The sequence below is a fragment of the Streptomyces incanus genome (assembly GCF_042656345.1).
GTDB lineage: Bacteria > Actinomycetota > Actinomycetes > Streptomycetales > Streptomycetaceae > Streptomyces > Streptomyces incanus.
On sequence record NZ_JBHSPC010000045.1, the window covers coordinates 54,785 to 75,136 of the forward strand.

A 20,352-nucleotide genomic window follows, 5' to 3' on the forward strand; every position below is an offset into this window, starting at 1 on the left:
GAATCGGTAACGGCAGCATCACGGGGACGCGAAAGACAGACGAGGGGCGCACATGACGGAGCTGGTGCAGCAACTGCTGGTCGACGACGCGGACGAGGAACTCGGCTGGCAGGAGCGCGCGCTGTGCGCCCAGACCGACCCCGAGTCGTTCTTTCCCGAGAAGGGCGGCTCCACCCGGGAGGCCAAGAAGGTCTGCCTCGCTTGCGAGGTCCGCTCCGAGTGCCTCGAATACGCCCTCGCCAACGACGAGCGCTTCGGCATCTGGGGCGGTCTGTCCGAGCGGGAGCGCCGCCGACTGAAGAAGGCCGCGGTCTGAGGGGCGGCGCTTCACGCGCGCCCATCCGCGTGCGCGCCCCGTTCGTGGCATCCGCGCGCGCCTTGTCCTTGCATGCGTCATGCATGCCGGGTGTGTGCATACGTCCGGCATGTATCGCTTACGGCCCGTCATGTGCGGGTTGTCCACAGGCGGCGGGCCGCCTTGTCGTCCAGCCGATAGTGTGGTTGCTCGTCCGAGACGCCACGCCGCCCCCACCGGGCACGGGCGTCCCCCACAGTCCACTGAACCGGGGCCCGTACCTCGATGTCCGTGCACAGTCACCCGGCAGCCCGTCAAGACGCCGCTGCCGCACCAGAGTTCCCGCGTCATGTGGTGACCGCGGTCCTCGTCTCCCATGACGGAGCCCGCTGGCTGCCCGACGCGCTCGCCGGGCTGATCGGCCAGGAACGCCCCGTCCAGTTCGCCATGGGAGCCGACACAGGCAGTGCGGACGACTCCGCCCGGCTGGTCACCGAAGCCCTCGGCGACGACCACGTCCTGCACCTCGCCCGGCGCACCGGCTTCGGCCAGGCCGTCGAGGAGTGCCACCGCGCCGCGCCGCACCTCACCCCGGACGACCTGCCCTACCTGAAGCGGCCCAGCGGCTGGGACCCGGTCACGCGCAGTTGGCACGACGACGCGTACGACCTGCCCGACCTCCCGCACGGGGAGCCGGTGCAGTGGCTGTGGCTGCTGCACGACGACTGCGCCCCCGAACCCGACGCGCTGGCCCGGCTGCTGGGCGTCGTGGAGAACGAGTACGAAGCCGGCCGTGACGACGTCGCCGTCGTCGGCCCCAAGCTCCGCGGCTGGTACGACCGCCGGCAACTGCTGGAGGTCGGTGTCTCCATCGCCAACTCCGGCCGCCGCTGGACCGGCCTGGACCGCCGTGAACAGGACCAGGGCCAGCACGACCAGGTCCGGTCCGTCCTGTCGGTGTCCACCGCCGGCATGCTGATCCGCCGGGATGTCTTCGACGAACTCGGCGGATTCGACCGGCACCTGCCCCTGATGCGGGACGACGTCGACCTGTGCTGGCGCGCGCACACGGCCGGACACCGGGTCCTGGTCGCCCCCGACGCGGTCGTACGGCACGCCGAGGCCGCCTCCCGTGAGCGCCGCGCCGTCGACTGCGTGGGCCGCACCGCCGCCTCCCCGCACAAAGTGGACAAGGCGGGTGCCGTCCACACCCTGCTCGTCAACACCCGTACCGCGGCACTGCCCTGGGTGCTGCTGCGGCTCGTCCTCGGCACCGTGCTGCGGACCTTCGCCTATCTCGTCGGCAAGGTCCCGGGGCAGGCCGTCGACGAGATACGCGGCCTCGTGGGCACCCTGCTGCGGCCCGAACGCATCCTCGCCGGACGGCGCCGCCGCGGCAGCCCGCAGATCGACAAGGGCGAACTGCGGGCGCTGTTCCCGCCGCCCGGCGCGACCGTCCGCGTCACCGTCGAACAGGCCGCGAGCAACCTCGTCGGCCGCTCCGACCCCGAAGTCACCACCGGCGCCGGACGGCACGGCGGCGCCGTCGAGTCCGGACCCGGCGGTGACGACGCCGACTTCATCGAGGTCGAACAGTTCGCCCGGCTCAAGCGGATCGCCCGCAAACCCGGCCCGCTGCTCTTCCTGCTCCTGCTGCTCGTCTCCCTCGCGGCCTGCCGCGCCCTCCTCGGCAGCGGCGCGCTCGCGGGCGGCGCCCTGCTGCCCGCGAGCGCCGGCTCCGGCGAACTGTGGGCGCGGTACACGGACACCTGGCACGCGGTGGGCGCCGGCGGCACCGGCTCCGCACCCCCCTACCTCGCCGTCGTGGCGTCCCTGGCCACCCTGATGCTCGGCTCGACCGGACTCGCCGTGACGGTCCTGCTCATCGGCTCGGTGCCGCTGGCCGGCCTCAGCGCGTACTTCGCCTCCCGCCCGCTCGTCGAGTCCCGGCTGCTGCGCGCCTGGGCCGCCATCACCTACGCCTTCCTGCCCGCCGTCGCCGGTGCCCTCGCCGGCGGCCGGATCGGCACCGCCGTGCTCGCCGTCCTGCTGCCGCTGATCGCCCGCGCGGGCATCGCCGCCGGCGGGCTCACCCACGCCCCCGGCCTCCGCGGCAGTTGGCGGGCGACCTGGGCGTACACGCTGCTGCTCACCCTCGCCACCGCGTTCACCCCGATCGTCTGGCCCATCGCCCTGCTCCTCGGCCTCGGCGTCCTCGTCCTGCGCAGGTCCGACCTCCCGGCCCACGGGCTCCGCTTCCTGGCCCAGCTCGGCACCCCGCTGCTGGTCCTCGCCCCCTGGTCGCTGTCGCTGCTCCCGTTCGGTTTCTTCCAGGAGGCGGGCCTGGAGTACGGCGCCTCCGCGGCCTCCGCCCTCGACCTGCTCGGCGCGAGCCCCGGCGGCCCCGGCGCGGCCGGCGGGCTGGTGCTCATCGGCCTCGTGCTCGCCGCCCTCGCGGCCCTGCTCCGCTCCGAGCGCCTGCTCGCCATCCGCGCCGCCTGGGCGGTCGCCCTGGTCGGACTCGTCTTCGCGGTCCTGTCCAACGGCTCCACCTGGGCCGGGCCCGCGACGCTCGTCTACGGCATCGCCCTGCTGGCCGCGGCCGCACTCGGCGCCGACGGGGCGCGCTCGCGGGTCGCCGAGCAGAGCTTCGGCTGGCGCCAGCCGGTCGCCGTGCTGATCGCCCTCGCCTGCGCGGCCGGCCCGCTGCTGGTCGCCGCCGGCTGGGTGATCCGCGGCGCCGACGGGCCGCTCGAGCGACGCGATCCCGTGCAGGTGCCCGCGTTCGTCGCCGAGGAGAGCGGCACCCGCGACCAGGCCCGCACCCTTGTCCTCGACAGCGACTCCGCCGCCCGCGTCGACTACGTGCTGGTCCGCGGCTCCGGTGCCCGCATGGGCGACGCCGAGATCGCCGCCTCGGCCGGTGTGAACACCGGGCTCGACAAGGTCGTCGCCAATCTCGTCGCCGGCTCCGGGGCCGACCAGGCCGACCAGCTCGGCGGATTCGCGGTGCGCTACGTCCTCGTCCACCCGGGCGCGCCCCGCGACGTCACCCGCGTCCTGGACGCCACGCCCGGCCTGACCCGGCTCAGCCAGCAGGCGGGTGGCGCGCTGTGGCGCGTCGACCAGAACGTGGCCCGCGCGACCATCGTCCCCGCCAAGGGCGCCAAGGGCGGTGAGGGCGAGCCGCAGGCCGTGGCCGCCGGACCCGTCGAGATCGGCATCGAGATCCCCGACGGCGCCGAGGGACGCGTCCTGCGCCTGGCCGACGCCGCGGCCGACGGCTGGACCGCCACCCTCGACGGCGAGCCGCTGACCCGCACCACGGTCGACGGCTGGGCCCAGGGCTTCCAGCTCCCCGCCACCGGCGGACAGCTGGTCGTCACCTACGAGGAGTCGTTCACCCACACCGCCTGGCTGTGGGCGCAGGGTCTGCTCGCCGTATTCCTCGTCGTGCTCGCCCTGCCCGGCCGCCGCCGCGACGTCGACGACGACCTGCCGGAGGAGCCGGACGTCCCCGCCGAGGCGCTCGTCGGCGACGGCCGCCGCGCCCGCCGCCTGCGTGCCCAGGCGGAGGCGGAAGCCGCGGCAGCCGAGGAGGCGGGCACGGACCGGGGTGTGGACGACGGCGTGGCCGAGGCCGCGGACGACGGGTTCGACGCCCCGCCGGAGCCCGTGGCCATTCCGCAGCAGCGGCCCTACGACGAATGGGACGCGTCGAGCCACCCGGATCCGAATCCGGACCCCGAGTACGACGGCGCCTACCCCGGCGCCTCGTACCCGCAGGAACAGCGGCAGCCGCCGTCGCAACAGGAGCGACAGGAGCAGCAGCAACAGCAACAGTACGCGACGGACGGTTACGGACAGCCGTACCAGGCGGACCCGTACCAGGGCGGCCAGGGCGGCCAGTACGACCCGTACGCCTACGACGGCACGTCCCAGCAGCCGCGGTACGACCCGACGACGTACGACCCGACGACGTACGACCCGTCGGCGTACGGACAGGGCTACGAGGGTTACGACGGCCACGACCAGACCTACGCGCAGGGCTACGACGCGTCGTACGACCCCGAGCAGCCGCACCGCCCCCAGCCGGGCAGTGAGCGTCCCGACGGGAGCCAGCAGTGAACCGCACCACCCTGTCCCTGATCGCGGGAGCCACCGCGCTCGCCGCCGTCACCGGCTTCGCCGTCCTGACCGCGCCGGACCCCACGGCCGCGGACGACGGCGTCGCGACGGCGGCGGCCCACCTGCCCGTGGAACGTTCGAGCCTGCTGTGCCCGACGCCCAGCAGCTCCGACCTCGCCGAGACGACGTACACGTCCTTCACGCCCGTCACGAAGGGCACGGAGAGCGAGGGCAGTGCCGAACTCCGGCCGGCCACCGCGGGACAGCCCGCGGAGGAGGGCACGGAGGAGAGCGAGAAGGGCGGTGAGAAGGACGGCGACGGGAAGAAGACCGCCGAGTCCGCGAAGCCCGAGAAGCCGGTGCTGGAGCACAAGAAGGAACCCGGCAAGCCGGTCACCGCGGACGTCTCCGGAGGCGAGGCACCCGCGCTCCTCGGCACCGCCGAGGGCCGCTTCGCTCCCGGCTGGACCGTGCAGCAGACCACCGAGGTCGCCGCGGGCACCGGCCGGGGCCTCCAGGGCGTCACCTGCACCGCCCCGGACACGGAATTCTGGTTCCCCGGTGCGAGCACCGCGACCGAGCGCACCGACTACGTCCACCTGACCAACCCCGACGACTCCGCCGCCGTCGTGGACATCGAGGTCTACGGCAAGGACGGTGCTCTCGAGACCGAGGTGGGGGAGGGCATCACGGTCAAGCCGCACTCCTCCGAGCCGGTGCTGCTGTCCACGCTCACCGACGAGGAGCAGACCGATGTGACGGTCCACGTCGTCGTCCGCAGCGGGCGGGTCGGCGCGGCCGTGCAGGCCTTGGACAACTCGCTGGGCGGGGACTGGCTGGCCGCGTCGGCCGATCCGGCGGCCGGCCTGGTCCTGCCCGGCATCCCCAAGGACGCCACCGCCGTACGCCTGGTCGTCTTCACCCCCGGCAATGTCGACGCCGATCTGAAGGTGCAGCTGGCGTCGCCCTCCGGGCTGATCACACCGGCCGGCAACGAGACGGTGCATGTGAAGGGCGGGATGACGACCGCCGTCGACCTCGGCGACGTCATGCGCGGCGAGGCGGGCTCCCTGGTCCTCACGCCGACGGACCGCTCGGTGCCCGTCGTGGCGGCCGTCCGGGTGTTGCGTGGCAAGGGCGACAACCAGGAGTCGGCCTTCGTTCCGGCGGCCCGCGAGGTCGGCCTGCGGGCGACGTCCGTCGACAACACGGCCAAGGGCAGCACCCTCGCCGTGACCGCACCCGAGGGTGCCGCCAAGGTCAAGGTCACCGTGTCCGCGGGCACCGAGGGCGGTGCGTCGGCGACCGAGACGTACACGATCAAGGCCGGTACCACCCAGAACATCGAGGTCCCGGTCCCGGACGACGTCGAGGGCACGTACGCGCTGACGGTCGAGCCCGAGTCGGACGACGCCCCCGTCTACGCCTCCCGGACCCTCACCGCCCCGGACGACGGCGTCCCCGCCTTCACCGTCCAGACCCTCTCCGACGACCGGGGCATGGTGGCGGTACCGCAGGCGGAGGAGAACCTGTCGGTCCTGCAGAAGTAGGAACAGCCAGGAGCGGGAGCCGCCGGGAGCAGGAGCCGCCGGCGCCCGTACGGCGGGACGCACGGGGTGAACCGCGCCGGTGTCCGCACGGCGGGTTCACCCCGTGCGGGCGCCGGAGCGGTTGCTCGGGGCTTGGTGCGTCAGTCCTCGCCGTATCGGGGATCCACGGTCTCCGGCGTCAGGCCCAGCAGTTCGGCGACCTGCTCCACGACGACCTCGTGGACCAGCGCCGCCCGCTCGTCGCGCCCCTTGGTGCGGATCTCCACCGGCCGACGGTAGACCACGACCCGCGCGGGGTGCCCCTCGCGGGTCGGCACGGTGCCGCCCAGCGGCACCGTCTCGTCGCTCCACCCCGCTCCGGGCGCGTCCAGGCGCGGGACCTCCAGCACGAGGAAGTCGATGTCGGCCAGCTGCGGCCACCGACGCTCCAGCCGTTCCACGGAGTCCTGCACCAGATCCGCGAACGTCTCCGCGCGGCTGGCGGCCAGCGGCACCTGGGGCGGCGCGATCGGCCCGCGCATGCCCCGGCCGTGGCGATCACGACGGCGGGGCCCACGGTCGGCGGCACGGGGCGTCACAGGGGTGTCCATCAGGGTGAAGCGTAGTCTCCGCCGGTCCGACGCGCCCGACTCCCACACGGCTTCGGACCTCGACCTCGCACAGGGTCGGCATCCTGCTCCCCACCCGCTTCGGATCCCGGCTCCCGCGCGGCGCCGGAACACCGCTCCGTACGGCGTCGGGGCGCGGCGCCGGGGCGCGGTGGCGGACCGTCCGGATCGGCATGTCGTCGCATGACCATTCCGGCCAAGGTTCGACTCGATTCCATATCTTTCATGGGTCGGTGATCTCAAGGTATTTGACGGTGTTTGTACCAAGTGATGACCGGAGGGGAAGCCGCAGGCGTTCCGCAGGTGAGCGTCGGAGCAGGTCAACGGCGTGTGGCGACAGGGGCGTAGGGGACCTTTCAGGCCACGACACGGGGGAACGCGCAGGAGGGGAGTCGTCGCGGCCCGCTCAAGAGTGCGGTACCGTCCAACATCGTGAGCCCTGTACGTCGCTGTTCGCGCACCGCTTGCGGCCGTCCCGCCGTCGCGACGCTGACGTACGTCTACGCCGACTCGACCGCGGTCCTCGGCCCGCTCGCCACCTATGCCGAACCCCACTGCTACGACCTGTGCGCCGAGCACTCCGAGCGCCTCACCGCGCCGCGCGGCTGGGAGGTCGTCCGTCTGCTCGACGGTTCGGCCCCCGCGCGGCCCAGCGGAGACGATCTCGAAGCGCTCGCGGACGCGGTGCGTGAAGCGGCCCGCCCCCGGGAGCGGTCGGCCGACGGTGCGGGGCGCGGCGCGGACCCGATGGAGGTCGCGCGACGCGGTCACCTGCGCGTGCTCCGCTCTCCCGACAACTGATGCCGGACAACCGTGCTTGAGCTCTGACGCCTGAGTGCTGAACTGCCGTCGCGAGCACGGCCGTTCACATGGTCGTGCCGGGTGTCCGTGTTCGCGGTTCCTTCCTCCCTCCCGTCCCACCTGTCCCGTGAGTAAGGTGCCGCACGCCCATTGACGCGCGCTTGTCGAGGACACGACCATTCCGAGGACGTAGCGAGATTCTTCCTCCGCATTGCGGAATCCAGGAGGCGCGTCCGTGTACGTCCAGGAACTGGAACCCGTCGCCGACTCACTCGGTCTGTCCGCCCTCGTGGCGGCGCTGCCCCTCGTGATCGTCCTCGTCCTGCTCGGCGGCCTGCGCATGAAAGCGCACCTGGCGGGCCTGATCGGCCTGTTAGGTGCCGTTCTTGTGGCCTGCCTGGCCTACCGCATGCCTCTGGACCAGACACTCTCCAGCGCCGTCCAGGGAGCGGTCTTCGGCCTTTTCCCCATCATGTGGATCGTCGTCAACGCGCTCTGGGTGTACCGGATGACGGTCCGCACCCAGCACTTCGACATCCTGCGCCGCTCCTTCGGACGGCTCTCCGACGACCCGCGGATCCAGGCCCTGGTCGTCGCCTTCTGCTTCGGGGCACTGCTGGAGGCGCTCGCCGGGTTCGGAGCCCCCGTCGCAATCTCCGCCGTGATGCTCGTGGCCCTCGGTTTCGACCCGGTCCGGGCCGCCGTCGTCGCGCTCGTCGCCAACACCGCGCCGGTGGCGTTCGGCGCCATGGGCACGCCGGTCGTCACGCTCGCCCAGGTGACCGGCCTGCCGCTGGACTCGGTGGCGTCCGTCGTCGGCCGCCAGACCCCGCTGCTCGCCCTCGTGGTGCCGCTGGTGCTGGTCTGGCTGGTGGACGGGCGGCGCGGGCTGCGGGACACCTGGATCCCCGCGGCGGCCTGCGGAGTCGCCTTCGCCATCGCCCAGTTCGTCGCCTCCAACTATGTCTCCGCGCAACTCGCCGACATCGCCGCGGCCCTGGCCGGCGCGGGCGCCCTGGTCGCCGTACCGCACTCGCGCATGCCCGCCTCCGAGGCCGTACGCACCTCCGTGCTGACCGGTGCGCGCAGCGAGGAGCTGGACGAGGAGGACCCCCGCCGCGAGGTCGTGCGGGCGTACGCCCCGTACGCGCTGATCGTGGTGATCTTCTCCGTCGCGCAGATCCCGGTGGTCAAGGACTGGCTGGCCGGGGCGACCCGGAAGTTCGACTGGCCCCTCCTCGACGTCGCCGCGCCGAACGGCGAACCGGTCGGCGCCAACGTGTTCACCTGGCCCGTCGTCTCCACCGGCGGCACCCTCGTCCTGTTCGCCGGCGTGGCCACCGCGGTCGTGCTCGGCCTGCACGCGCGCGTGGCGGTCAGGGAATGGCTCGCGACCGTGTACGAACTGCGGTTCGCGATCCTCACGGTGACCTCGGTGCTGGCGCTCGCCTACGTCATGAACCTCTCCGGCCAGGCGGCGACGATCGGCTACTTCGTGGCCGCCGCCGGTGCCGGACTCGCCTTCCTGTCACCCGTCCTCGGCTGGTTCGGCGTCGCCGTCACCGGCTCGGACACCTCGGCCAACGCGCTCTTCGGCGCCCTCCAGGTGACCGCCGCACGGGAGTCCGGACTGCCGCCCGACCTGCTCGCGGCCGCGAACAGTTCGGGCGGTGTCCTCGGCAAGATGATCTCGCCGCAGAACCTCACCATCGCCTGCGCCGCCGTCGGACTGGCGGGCAAGGAAGGGGACCTGCTGCGCAAGGTGCTGCCCTGGAGCCTCGGCCTGCTGTTCGTCATGTGTCTGATCGTGGTGGGGCAGAGCACCTTCGTGCTCGGGTGGATGCTGCCCTGACCCGAGGCGGCGTCCGTGAGTCCGGTCGGTCGCCGCCGGACAGGGGCCCGGTCGGTCGCCACCGGGCACGGGTCCGGTCGGTCGCCCCCGGGCACGGGGCCCGCCGGTCACCACGGGACTGCCCGCAGCGGAGTGTCACCCTCTGCGGGTAGTTTGTGGTGACCGACAGGACCTCCGGAAGGGCTGGCCGTGACTGCTGATCTGTCACAGATCGTCAAGGCGTACGACGTACGCGGGGTCGTCCCCGACCAGTGGGACGAGTCCCTGGCCGAACTCTTCGGCGCCGCCTTCGCGCGCGTGACCGGAGCGAGCGCCATCGTCACCGGACACGACATGCGGCCCTCCTCGCCCGGCCTGTCGGGCGCCTTCGCCCGCGGCGCCGCGGCCCAAGGCGTCGACGTGACCGAGATCGGCCTCTGCTCCACGGACCAGCTCTACTACGCCTCCGGCGCCCTGGACCTGCCCGGTGCGATGTTCACCGCCTCGCACAATCCGGCCCAGTACAACGGCATCAAGCTGTGCCGCGCGGGCGCCGCGCCCGTCGGCCAGGACACGGGCCTGACGGAGATCCGCGAACTCGTCGAGAAGTGGAGCGAGTCGGGCGCCCCCGAGCCGGCTGCCACGGCGGGAACCGTCACCCGGCGCGAGACGCTGGACGACTACGCGACACACCTGCGCTCCCTCGTCGACCTGACCTCCATCCGGCACCTGAAGGCCGTCGTCGACGCGGGCAACGGCATGGGCGGCCACACCGTCCCCTCCGTCCTGGCCGGCCTGCCGCTCACCGTCGTCCCGATGTACTTCGAACTCGACGGCACCTTCCCCCACCACGAGGCCAACCCGCTCGACCCGGCCAACCTCGTCGACCTGCAGCGGCGGGTTCGCGAGGAGGGCGCCGACCTCGGTCTCGCCTTCGACGGCGACGCCGACCGCTGCTTCGTCGTCGACGAGCGCGGCGAACCGGTCTCCCCGTCCGCGATCACCGCCCTGGTCGCCTCCCGCGAACTCGCCCGCAACGGCGGCAAGGGCACGATCATCCACAACCTGATCACCTCCTGGTCGGTGCCGGAGGTCGTCGAGGAGAACGGCGGCACACCGGTACGCACCCGCGTGGGTCACTCCTTCATCAAGGCCGAGATGGCCACCAGCGGCGCGATCTTCGGCGGCGAGCACTCGGCGCACTACTACTTCCGCGACTTCTGGAACGCCGACACGGGCATGCTCGCCGCCCTGCACGTCCTCGCCGCCCTCGGCGGCCAGCAGGGCACCCTGTCCGCCCTGGTCGACCAGTACGACCGCTACGCGGGCTCCGGCGAGATCAACTCCACGGTCGACGACCAGTCGGCCCGCCTCGCCGCGATCAGGGCCGCGTACGAGGGCCGCGACGGCATCACCCTGGACGAACTGGACGGCCTCACCGTCACCGCCGCCGACTGGTGGTTCAACGTCCGCCCCTCCAACACGGAACCCCTCCTGCGCCTGAACGCGGAGGCCCGCGACCAGGCCACCATGACCAGGATCCGCGACGAGGCCCTGGCCGTCATCCGAGGCTGATCCGGGCCCGCGGACAGATGAGCGGCCCGTACGGCACGCTGCAACGGCGCCTGCGCCCGCCGGGCATCGGGTGCCGCGAGGGCCGGCCCGCGTGGGGCCTGCGGACCGTCCGTTCGGTGCGACCGGCCGGGGCCGCCCCCGATGGCTTCCGCGTTGCTGCGGGTGGTCGGGCGTCCGCACCGTGCGGGGGAGGCGCGGGCCTTGAAACCGGGAGAGGCGTGGCTACCGGCCCCGCCGCGAGGACATCCGCGTCGCCGGGGCCGGGCTCCGCGAGGACCGGCACGTGAGCGTGCCCCACGGACCGGCCCCCGTGTGACTGCCGGGGCGCATCGGCCTGCCGCGCGCACAGTCATGTCGGGCATCGCGCAAGCCGCTCGTCCCGAAGCCGTGGCGGCCCGTGTCCGGCAACGGGCGGCCCGTGTCCGGACAATGGGCGGGCCGTGTCCGGACAATGGGTCCCGCGTCCGGCACCCACGAACGGGCCCGTGAGCGTGTACCCGGCGGCCACCGCGTGCCCCGCCGGACCGGGGCACCGGCCCCAACATCCGCTGCTCGCCCGCCGTGCCGCCCACCGGCGGTACCCTGACCAGGCGCATCCGCATACGCCCGCCCCGAAGGGAATCACCCCATGCCGTTGGAAACCGGCCTCCTGGAGATCCTCGCCTGCCCGGCCTGCCACTCTTCCCTCAAGGAGCAGGACAACGAGCTGATCTGCACCGACCAGGAGTGCGGCCTGGCGTACCCGGTCCGTGACGGCATCCCCGTCCTCCTCGTCGACGAGGCCCGCCGCCCCGCGTAAACGACGATCCGGCGACCCTGCGCACCAGCGACCCGCCGCTCCGCGTACCGCCGCCCCCCGCGTACCGACCGCCCCGCCGATCGGAGGCAGCCGCCCCATGCTCGACGAATCGCTGCTCGACTCACCGGAGGGCCTCGCCGAGGCCGACCGCCGCGGGTTGCTCCGCGGCGCCGCCGAGGCGGGCGCCTGTGTCCGCACCGCCGCGCGGCATGCGGCCGAGGCCGGTGTCCACGACCTCAAACCCGACGGTCGTCCCCGCGCCGTTCTCATCGCGGGCCCCGGCGCGGCCGCCACCCAGACCGCCGACCTCATCGGCACCCTCGCCGGCGCGGGCAGTCCCGTCACCCGGCTCGCGCCCACCGGCGTGGCCCCCGCCGCGGGCGCGCTGCGCTGGGAGCTGCCGGGCTGGGCCGGTTCCGTGGACCTGCTCCTGATCGCCACCCCGGACGGCACCGAGCCGGGCCTGTCCCTGCTCGCCGAACAGGCCTACCGCCGCGGTTGCGCCGTCGTCGCCGTGGCCCCCGCCCGGACCCCGCTCGCCGACACGGTCAGCGGCTCCCACGGCCTGTTCGTCCCCATGGCGACCACGTCCTACGAGCAGGACGAACCCCTCGCCGCCTCCGCCCCCGGAGTTCTGTGGGCGCTACTCACCCCGCTGCTCGCGCTCCTGGACCGCGTCGGCCTGCTCACCGCCCCGCCGGACGCCCTGGAGAAGGTCGCCGACCGCCTCGACCGCATCGCCGAACGCTGCGGCCCGGCCATCGCCACCTACAGCAACCCCGCCAAGACCCTGGCCGCCGAACTCGCCGACGCGCTGCCCATCGTATGGACCGAGGGCACCTCGGCCGGCCCGGCGGGCCGCCGCTTCGCCACCGCGCTCGCGGAACTGTCCGGCACCCCCGCCGTCGTCGCCGAACTCCCCGAGGCTCTCGGCTCGCACAGCGCCCTGCTGGCCGGCCCGCTCGCCGGCCGCGCCGACCCGAACGACTTCTTCCGCGACCGCGTGGAGGAAACCCCCGCCCTGCACGCGCGCGTGGTACTGCTCCGCGACCGCCCGATCGGCGGCCTCACCGCCGCCCCGGCCGCCCGTGAGATGGCCCTCGGCCACGACACACCGATCAGCGAACTCGAACCGGAGGAGGGCGGCGATCTGGAGACCCTCGCCGAGCTGATCGCCGTCACGGATTTCGCCGCCGTTTACCTGGCGCTCACTTCGAGAGCCTGATCATGCGAAGGACAGCCCCACGGGATGTCCTGACCGGGACGTCCCGACCCGGACGTCCTGACCGGGACTTCTGCGGGGCGTCCGCCCTGCCCTTCGCCGAGAACCTGCCGAACGCCCCAGAGAGAACCCCATGGATCGCCTCGACAACACCGTCCGCCCCTACGCCTGGGGTTCCACCACCGCCATCGCCCAACTGCTCGGCGTCGAACCGACCGGTGAGCCGCAGGCGGAGATGTGGATGGGCGCCCACCCCGGCGCGCCCTCGCGCACCGGCCGGGGCACACTCGCCGAGGTCATCGACGCCGACCCGGAGCGGGAACTCGGCGCGGCCTCGGTCGCGAAGTTCGGTCCGCGCCTGCCCTTCCTCCTCAAGCTCCTCGCCGCCGGCGCGCCGCTGTCCCTCCAGGTCCACCCCGACCTGGACCAGGCGAAGGCCGGCTACGCGGACGAGGAACGACGTGGCGTCCCCGCCGACGCCGCGCACCGCACCTACAAGGACGCCAACCACAAGCCCGAACTGGTCTGCGCCCTCACCGACTTCGACGGCCTCTGCGGCTTCCGCGCCCCGCTGCGCGCCGCCGAACTGCTCGATGCCCTCGGCGTGGACTCCCTCAAGCCGTACGTCGACCTGCTGCACGCCCACCCCGAGGAAGCGGCCCTGCGCGAGGTCCTCACCGCGATCCTCACCGCCGACCGCGACGAGATGGCCCGCACCGTCACGGAAGCGGCCGCCGCCTGCGACCGCCTCGGCGGCGAACACGCCCCGTACGCCGACATCGCCCACCACTACCCGGGCGACCCCGGCGTCATCGCCGCCATGCTCCTCAACCACGTCCGGCTCCAGCCCGGCGAGGCCCTCTACCTCGGCGCCGGCGTCCCGCACGCCTACCTGAACGGTCTCGGCGTCGAGATCATGGCCAACTCCGACAACGTCCTGCGCTGCGGACTGACCCCCAAGCACGTCGACGTCCCCGAACTCCTGCGCATCGTCCGCTTCGAGGCCGGCGACCCCGGCGTGCTGCGCCCGGAGGCCGCACCGGACGGCGAGGAGCTCTACGACACCCCCACCGACGAGTTCCGGCTCTCCCGCTACGTCCTGCCCGCCGGCGGCACCACCCGCGACCTCACCCTGGCCGCCCCCCAGATCCTGCTCTGCACGGCCGGCTCCGTACGCGCGGGCGAGCACCAGCTGTCCCCGGGCACCTCCGTGTTCGTCCCCGCAGGCGAAAAGGCCGAAGTATCCGGTACCGGAACACTGTTCAGGGCAACGGTCGTCGCCTGACCACCCGGTGACGACGATCCGGCCCACCGCAGCCCGACCGTGCTGCAACAATGTCCCCCCGTTACAGCACGGTCAACGCCCGGGCGGCGTACGAAGGCGCCGACCCGGGCCCGTGCACGGTGGACGAAGGGACAACGCGGACACATGAGCGCGTCAGGCGGAACCAAGGCGATCGTTGCGGCACTCGCCGCCAACGCCGCGATCGCGATAGCGAAGTTCGTGGCGTTCCTCTTCAGCGGTTCCTCATCGATGCTCGCCGAATCCGTGCACTCCGTCGCCGACTCCGGCAACCAGGCCCTGCTGCTGGTCGGCGGCAAGCGGGCCCAGCGGCTGGCCACCCCGCAACACCCCTTCGGCTACGGTCGCGAGCGCTACATCTACGCCTTCCTCGTCTCCATCGTGCTGTTCTCGGTCGGCGGCCTGTTCGCCCTCTACGAGGGCTACGAGAAGATCGCGCACCCGCACGAACTGAAGCACTGGTACTGGCCGGTCGGCGTGCTGGTCTTCGCGATCACCGCCGAGACCTTCTCCTTCCGCACGGCCATCAAGGAGTCCAACGCACTGCGCGGCGAGCGCTCCTGGAAGGAGTTCGTCCGCCACGCCAAGGCCCCCGAGCTGCCGATCGTCCTCCTGGAGGACCTCGGCGCCCTCATCGGCCTCGTCCTCGCCCTCGGCGGCGTCGGCATGGCCCTGCTCACCGGCGACAGCGTCTGGGACGGCATCGGCACCCTGTGCATCGGCGTCCTGCTGATCCTGATCGCCGTTGTCCTCGCGCTCGAGACGAAGTCGCTGCTGCTCGGTGAGGCCGCGGGTGCCGAGGAGACCCGGAAGATCGAGGCCGCCGTCGTCGACGGCGACACCGTCACCCGCATCATCCACATGCGCACCCTCCACATCGGCCCCGAGGAACTTCTGGTCGCCGCGAAGATCGCCGTACGGCACGACGACACGGCCTCGGAGGTCGCCGCCGCCATCGACGCCGCCGAGTCCCGCATCCGCGAGGCCGTCCCGATCGCCCGCGTGATCTACCTGGAGCCCGACATCTACCGCGAGACCGAGGCCGCCAAGGGCGCCGACGCCGCGGCCACCCCGGGCGGCCCGGCCCCGACGGAACACTGAGCCCGCACCCGACCGGCCCCGGCCCCACCGGCCGGCACACCCCCTGATCGGCTACGACCACCGACCGGTGACGACCACCGGGCCCGGTGGTCGTTGCGCTTCATCGCCCTCCGTGTTCGGCCTGATGTGTTCGGCAACCGGCTGGGGACGGCCACGTCCGTCGGTGTAGCTTGGGACGGAGCCAGACGTCGCTGCTGATGGCGGTCGGGCGGTCCCCCTGCGGACCGGCCGAGGGAGAGAGGGCCTCCGACGGACTGCGCTGCGCGCACGCGGGCATGCCTGTGCCCTCCCCGGGGCACCCCTGTGTCCGCCGCCGCGCAGAACAGCCGTACCCACCTCGACCCACACCCCGAGGAGCAGCTCTTCATGACGACTGTCGACAACCGACAGGACTTCAAGGTCGCCGACCTCTCCCTGGCCGCCTTCGGCCGCAAGGAGATCACCCTCGCCGAGCACGAGATGCCCGGTCTGATGGCGATCCGCAAGGAGTACGCCGAGGCACAGCCCCTGGCCGGCGCCCGTGTCACCGGCTCCCTGCACATGACCGTGCAGACCGCCGTCCTCATCGAGACCCTGACCGCCCTCGGCGCTCAGGTCCGCTGGGCGTCCTGCAACATCTTCTCCACCCAGGACCACGCCGCGGCCGCCATCGCCGTCGGCCCGAACGGCACGCCCGAGAACCCGCAGGGCATCCCGGTCTTCGCCTGGAAGGGCGAGACGCTGGAGGAGTACTGGTGGTGCACCGAGCAGGCACTGACCTGGCCGGACACCTCCACCGGTGGCCCGAACATGATCCTGGACGACGGCGGTGACGCCACCCTCCTGGTCCACAAGGGCGTCGAGTACGAGAAGGACGGCAAGGTCCCCTCGGTCGACACCGCCGAGTCCGACGAGCACCGCGTCATCCTCGAACTCCTCACCCGCACGGTGAGCGAGAGCCCGCAGAAGTGGACCCAGCTGGCGTCCGAGATCCGCGGCGTGACCGAGGAGACCACGACCGGCGTCCACCGCCTGTACGAGATGCACCGCGACGGCACCCTCCTGTTCCCGGCGATCAACGTCAACGACGCCGTCACCAAGTCGAAGTTCGACAACAAGTACGGCTGCCGCCACTCCCTGGTCGACGGCCTCAACCGCGCCACCGACACCCTGATCGGCGGCAAGACCGCCGTCATCTGCGGTTACGGCGACGTCGGCAAGGGCTGTGCGGAGTCCCTGCGCGGCCAGGGCGCCCGCGTGATCATCACCGAGATCGACCCGATCTGCGCCCTGCAGGCGGCGATGGACGGCTACCAGGTCACGACGTTGGACGAGGTCGTCTACAAGGCCGACATCTTCGTCACCACGACCGGCAACAAGGACATCATCATGGCCTCGGACATGGCCAAGATGAAGCACCAGGCCATCGTCGGCAACATCGGCCACTTCGACAACGAAATCGACATGGCCGGCCTCGCCAAGACCCCCGGCATCGTCAAGGACGAAATCAAGCCGCAGGTCCACACCTGGACGTACCCCGACGGCAAGGTCCTCATCGTCCTTTCCGAGGGCCGCCTGCTGAACCTGGGCAACGCCACCGGCCACCCGTCGTTCGTGATGTCCAACTCCTTCGCGGACCAGACCCTGGCCCAGATCGAGCTGTTCACCAAGCCCGACGAGTACCCGACCGGCGTCTACGTGCTGCCCAAGCACCTGGACGAGAAGGTCGCCCGGCTGCACCTCGACGCGCTCGGCGTGAAGCTGACCACCCTCCGCCCCGAGCAGGCCGATTACATCGGTGTGACGGTCGAGGGCCCGTACAAGTCGGACCACTACCGCTACTGAGCCGACGCCCGAGGAGCCGACGCCCACCGGGCCGAGGCTCCCGCCGCGGGGAGCGCGCCCGTGCACCGACGCGCTCCCCGGCGGCAGGACCCTCCGGGACAGGCCCCCGCACCCCCGTGCCGGGGGCCTGTCCCGTTGTCCGGCCAATGACCGGGCCGGCCCGTCAAGACCCAGGACTCCCATGCCCCGCGGCCGCTATTCGCTCCACGATCCGCACGATCACACCCTCCTCGCCGAAGAACACTTCCAATGCGCCCCCGGCCCCTCCGGCTGGCGCTACGTCTCCCGGCTCACCGCCCCATCCGGCGATCACCTGGGCTCGGTCGACCTCGCCCTCGACGAACTCGGCCGCCCCATCCGACTTGAACTGCACGCCGCGAGCTGGCAGGTCCGCGGCGCCGCCCTCGACGGCGTCACCTGGGTCCGTACCGACCCCACCGGAACCCACGCCACCGAAGGCAATGTGCGCGCCCACGCCTTCACCGGTTCCTCACCCGCGTTCCTCATCGCCACCGCCCGTCTCCTGCGCCTCACCCCCTCCGCCCCGGCCACCCGGGTACGCCTCGTCGCCTTCACGGATCCGGTGCTCGCCCCACTCACCGTGGACCAGTCCTGGACCTTGGTGGAAAGAGAAGCACACGCCACTGACAGCGGCCCCCTGACCGTGGACGAATACCAGGTCACAGCCCTGGACACCGGTGAGCAGCAGACCGTGCACCTCTCCGGGGACGTGGTCCTCGCGGCCCCCGGCATCGAACTCGAGGACCTCGAGTCACCCCCCTCGGCCCTCGACTGACCGACAACCCCGGCGGCCGCCCCGAACGCGCCCTACGCCGGCGGCACGAACCCGGTCGACGACCCCTCGGCCGCAGGCGGAGGAGACACGGGTGTGGCGGGCATGGCGGGAACACTGGGCGCAGAAGGAGCAGAAGGAGCAGAAGGGTTCGAAGAACCGGCGGGATGGGCGGGAGGGGAGGGGGCAGCGGGAACGGAGGGGTATGCGGTCGGCGGAGCCGCCCGATGGACGGGCGGCGGGGCGTACGTACCCGCCGGTCCGGAGGTGCCGACCGGCCCGCCCCCCATGACTGCCGCCCCACCCGCACCGTGCCCGAAGGCACGCCGCGCGTCCCGGGCCTGCCGCTCCTGCACCACCGCCGCCAGGTACGCCGCCGCCGGCACGCCCTGCGGCACCGGCGCCCCCGTCCGCTCCGCCAGGTCCGCCGCCAACCGTTCCGCCATCGCGTGGCCCACCTGCGGGTCCAGCTGCCGCATCCGCGTCAGGTACTGGCGTACGGCGAGCCACAGTCCGTCCGGTACCGCGGACAGATCGAGCCCCGAGAACCGGCCGGCCAGCCAGGGCGGAGGCGGCGGTACCGAGCCCACGGGACCGACCGGCAGCCTCTCCCGAACGACGAGGGTCCCGGCGAAGACGTCTCCGAGCCGCCGCCCCCGCGACGACACGAGCGAGGCGATGCACGCGACGACGCCCATCGTCATCAGAATCTCGATCACACCGATCAGGCCCCGCACCAGCGCATGCCGGAAACGGATCGGCCCACCGTCGTCCCGCACCACCCGCAGCCCGCAGGCCACCTTTCCGAGCGACCGTCCATGGGTGAGCGTCTCGATCGCGATCGGCCCACCCACCAGCAACAACAGAAAGAGCGCGAGGGAAATCGCCGTCTGCGCCGCCTGGTCCAGAGATGCCGTGGCAGCCACCAGCGCGATGGTCACCACGACATAGAGGGTCACCGCCGCGACCAGATCGAGCAGCACGGCCAGCGCTCTGCTGGGCAGCTTCGCGGGGCGCAGCTCCAACGCCACCGCCTCGCCCGTCACCAGCTCACTCATGTCCGCCCGCCCTTCCCCTGCCCTGCCCGGAACACCGCCAGTCTGCCAAGCTGATGGCACATCGCACCGGAGTACGACCAGCCGATCATCCCGTACCGCCGAGCCGGCCGGTCCGTACGACCGAAGAGCTCGCGGCGGGAGCCGACGAACAGCCGAGGAGCAGGCACACCGATGGACCTCGACGTCTTCGTCTCCGCCCACCGCGCGGAGTGGGACCGCCTCGACGCCCTGCTGCGGCGCCAGCGCCGGCTGACCGGTGCCGAGGCCGACGAACTCGTCCTCCTCTACCAGCGCACGGCCACTCACCTCTCGTTGATCCAGTCCGCGGCCCCCGATCCCCAGTTGACCGGCAGACTCAGCCAGCTGGTGGCACGCGCGCGCGGCGCTGTGACAGGGGCACGGCGCGCATCCTGGCGGGACGTCACGCACTTCCTCTCGCACAGCTTCCCGGCCGCCGTGTACCGGGCACGCCACTGGTGGGTGCCCACCGCACTCCTGTCCACCGCCGTCGCGGTCCTCCTCGGCTGGTGGATCGGAACCCACCCCGAGGTCCAGGCATCCATCGCCGCACCTGCCGAGCTGCGCGAGCTCACCCGCCCCGGCGGCCAGTACGAGACGTACTACTCCAGCAACCCCGCGGCCTCGTTCGCCGCCCAGGTCTGGACGAACAACGCGTGGGCCGCCGCCCTCTGCCTGATCCTGGGCGTCTTCCTGGGCCTGCCGGTCATCTGGATCCTCTTTACGAACATGCTCAACCTGGGCGTCGGCTTCGGACTGATGACCTCCGCGGGCCGGCTGGACACCTTCCTCGGTCTGGTTCTGCCCCATGGCCTCCTCGAACTGACCGCGGTCTTCGTCGCCGCCGGCACCGGCCTGCGCCTCGGGTGGACCCTCATCGACCCCGGGCCACGCCCGCGGCGCAGGGCCCTCGCGGAGGAAGGCCGGGCCGCACTGGCCATGGCGATCGGCCTCGCGCTGGTCCTCTTCGTCTCCGGCGCGATCGAAGGCTTCGTCACCCCGTCCGGCCTTCCCACCTGGGCCCGCATCACCATCGGAGCCGTCGCGGAGCTGGCCTTCCTGACCTACGTCTATGTCCTGGGCGGGCGCGCGGCCCGGGCCGGTGAGACCGGCGACCTGGAGACGGCCGAACGCAGCGCCGTCGTGCCGACGGCAGCCTGATGTGCGTGGAGCTCCGTTCAGCTGCTAGTCTCCTCTTCGCCCCGCAGGAACCGTTGACACGGACCGAGCGGGGAGGTAGATTTTAACAGTTGCCTGGAGCTGGGTTCTGACCCGCAGGGGCAACGGTGAGAGTCTGACTGCTTCTCGAGACTTTAGATTTCGACGAAGCCCCTCCCGATGAATCGGAAAAATTCGACCGGCAAGTCCGGCACGAAACTTCTGATAAAGTCGGAACCGCCGGAAAGGGAAACGCGGAAGCGGACACCCGGAAGGCGAAACCCCGAG

At 72.3% G+C, this 20,352-nt stretch carries 15 protein-coding genes; 13 read left to right on the top strand and 2 right to left on the bottom strand.

Annotated elements, in window-relative coordinates; translation table 11 throughout:
* Positions 1 to 52: 52 nt before the first annotated feature.
* From ACFP2V_RS16965 to ACFP2V_RS16975, 3 genes are all read left to right on the top strand, one after another.
* Complete coding sequence (locus tag ACFP2V_RS16965) at positions 53 to 316, top strand: WhiB family transcriptional regulator (protein ID WP_003975777.1); 264 nt, start codon at positions 53 to 55, stop codon at positions 314 to 316.
* Positions 317 to 646: 330 nt separating this feature from the next.
* Entirely contained in the window at positions 647 to 4,423 is a 3,777-nt protein-coding gene (locus tag ACFP2V_RS16970; protein WP_465269204.1) for a glycosyltransferase family 2 protein, read from the top strand.
* Positions 4,420 to 5,973 (top strand): DUF5719 family protein, encoded by a 1,554-nt coding sequence (locus ACFP2V_RS16975; protein ID WP_381212392.1) that lies wholly within the window; start codon positions 4,420 to 4,422, stop codon positions 5,971 to 5,973. The genes ACFP2V_RS16970 and ACFP2V_RS16975 overlap by 4 nt, the downstream gene beginning before the upstream one ends.
* A gap of 140 nt (positions 5,974 to 6,113) precedes the next feature.
* Here ACFP2V_RS16975 and ACFP2V_RS16980 read toward each other — a convergent pair whose 3' ends face one another.
* Positions 6,114 to 6,563: a metallopeptidase family protein gene (locus ACFP2V_RS16980; protein ID WP_381212395.1), complete on the bottom strand. Its 450-nt coding sequence runs from the start codon at positions 6,561 to 6,563 to the stop codon at positions 6,114 to 6,116.
* A 447-nt stretch (positions 6,564 to 7,010) separates the two neighbouring features.
* On the opposite strand from ACFP2V_RS16980, the gene ACFP2V_RS16985 reads away from it, so the two are divergent.
* The 9 genes from ACFP2V_RS16985 (at position 7,011) to ACFP2V_RS17025 (ending at position 17,833) form a co-directional block, all read left to right on the top strand.
* Positions 7,011 to 7,382, top strand: coding sequence for a DUF3499 domain-containing protein (locus ACFP2V_RS16985; RefSeq protein ID WP_381212442.1), 372 nt, complete (start codon positions 7,011 to 7,013; stop codon positions 7,380 to 7,382).
* A 235-nt stretch (positions 7,383 to 7,617) separates the two neighbouring features.
* A complete protein-coding gene (locus tag ACFP2V_RS16990) occupies positions 7,618 to 9,234 on the top strand; it encodes an L-lactate permease (RefSeq protein ID WP_381212398.1) in 1,617 nt (538 codons plus the stop codon).
* Positions 9,235 to 9,423: 189 nt separating this feature from the next.
* On the top strand, positions 9,424 to 10,788 hold the full coding sequence (locus ACFP2V_RS16995) for a phosphomannomutase/phosphoglucomutase (protein WP_381212401.1): 1,365 nt from the start codon (positions 9,424 to 9,426) through the stop codon (positions 10,786 to 10,788).
* A gap of 628 nt (positions 10,789 to 11,416) precedes the next feature.
* Positions 11,417 to 11,587, top strand: coding sequence for a Trm112 family protein (locus ACFP2V_RS17000; protein ID WP_381212404.1), 171 nt, complete (start codon positions 11,417 to 11,419; stop codon positions 11,585 to 11,587).
* Positions 11,588 to 11,684: 97 nt separating this feature from the next.
* Positions 11,685 to 12,812: an SIS domain-containing protein gene (locus ACFP2V_RS17005; RefSeq protein ID WP_381212407.1), complete on the top strand. Its 1,128-nt coding sequence runs from the start codon at positions 11,685 to 11,687 to the stop codon at positions 12,810 to 12,812.
* 130 nt (positions 12,813 to 12,942) lie between these two features.
* Positions 12,943 to 14,094 (top strand): mannose-6-phosphate isomerase, class I, encoded by a 1,152-nt coding sequence (manA, locus tag ACFP2V_RS17010; RefSeq protein WP_381212410.1) that lies wholly within the window; start codon positions 12,943 to 12,945, stop codon positions 14,092 to 14,094.
* Positions 14,095 to 14,238: 144 nt separating this feature from the next.
* On the top strand, positions 14,239 to 15,213 hold the full coding sequence (locus tag ACFP2V_RS17015) for a cation diffusion facilitator family transporter (protein ID WP_381212413.1): 975 nt from the start codon (positions 14,239 to 14,241) through the stop codon (positions 15,211 to 15,213).
* 366 nt (positions 15,214 to 15,579) lie between these two features.
* Positions 15,580 to 17,037: an adenosylhomocysteinase gene (gene ahcY, locus ACFP2V_RS17020; protein WP_381212415.1), complete on the top strand. Its 1,458-nt coding sequence runs from the start codon at positions 15,580 to 15,582 to the stop codon at positions 17,035 to 17,037.
* Between the two features lie 181 nt (positions 17,038 to 17,218).
* A complete protein-coding gene (locus tag ACFP2V_RS17025) occupies positions 17,219 to 17,833 on the top strand; it encodes a hypothetical protein (protein ID WP_381212418.1) in 615 nt (204 codons plus the stop codon).
* 32 nt (positions 17,834 to 17,865) lie between these two features.
* Here the strand turns inward: ACFP2V_RS17025 and ACFP2V_RS17030 are convergent, their stop codons facing one another.
* The gene (locus ACFP2V_RS17030; protein ID WP_381212421.1) at positions 17,866 to 18,888 is read right to left on the bottom strand and encodes an RDD family protein; all 1,023 of its coding nucleotides are present in this window, start codon (positions 18,886 to 18,888) and stop codon (positions 17,866 to 17,868) included.
* A 171-nt stretch (positions 18,889 to 19,059) separates the two neighbouring features.
* On the opposite strand from ACFP2V_RS17030, the gene ACFP2V_RS17035 reads away from it, so the two are divergent.
* Entirely contained in the window at positions 19,060 to 20,067 is a 1,008-nt protein-coding gene (locus tag ACFP2V_RS17035) for a stage II sporulation protein M (protein WP_381212424.1), read from the top strand.
* Positions 20,068 to 20,352: the final 285 nt, after the last annotated feature.

Coding starts and splice junctions, on each gene's coding strand:
- ACFP2V_RS16980 (WP_381212395.1), bottom strand. CDS start 6,563: ATGGACACCCCTGTGACGCCCCGTGCCGCCGACCGTGGGCCCCGCCGT.
- ACFP2V_RS17030 (WP_381212421.1), bottom strand. CDS start 18,888: ATGAGTGAGCTGGTGACGGGCGAGGCGGTGGCGTTGGAGCTGCGCCCC.
- ACFP2V_RS17035 (WP_381212424.1), top strand. CDS start 19,060: ATGGACCTCGACGTCTTCGTCTCCGCCCACCGCGCGGAGTGGGACCGC.
- ACFP2V_RS17000 (WP_381212404.1), top strand. CDS start 11,417: ATGCCGTTGGAAACCGGCCTCCTGGAGATCCTCGCCTGCCCGGCCTGC.
- ACFP2V_RS17005 (WP_381212407.1), top strand. CDS start 11,685: ATGCTCGACGAATCGCTGCTCGACTCACCGGAGGGCCTCGCCGAGGCC.
- ACFP2V_RS17025 (WP_381212418.1), top strand. CDS start 17,219: ATGCCCCGCGGCCGCTATTCGCTCCACGATCCGCACGATCACACCCTC.
- manA (WP_381212410.1), top strand. CDS start 12,943: ATGGATCGCCTCGACAACACCGTCCGCCCCTACGCCTGGGGTTCCACC.
- ACFP2V_RS17015 (WP_381212413.1), top strand. CDS start 14,239: ATGAGCGCGTCAGGCGGAACCAAGGCGATCGTTGCGGCACTCGCCGCC.
- ACFP2V_RS16965 (WP_003975777.1), top strand. CDS start 53: ATGACGGAGCTGGTGCAGCAACTGCTGGTCGACGACGCGGACGAGGAA.
- ahcY (WP_381212415.1), top strand. CDS start 15,580: ATGACGACTGTCGACAACCGACAGGACTTCAAGGTCGCCGACCTCTCC.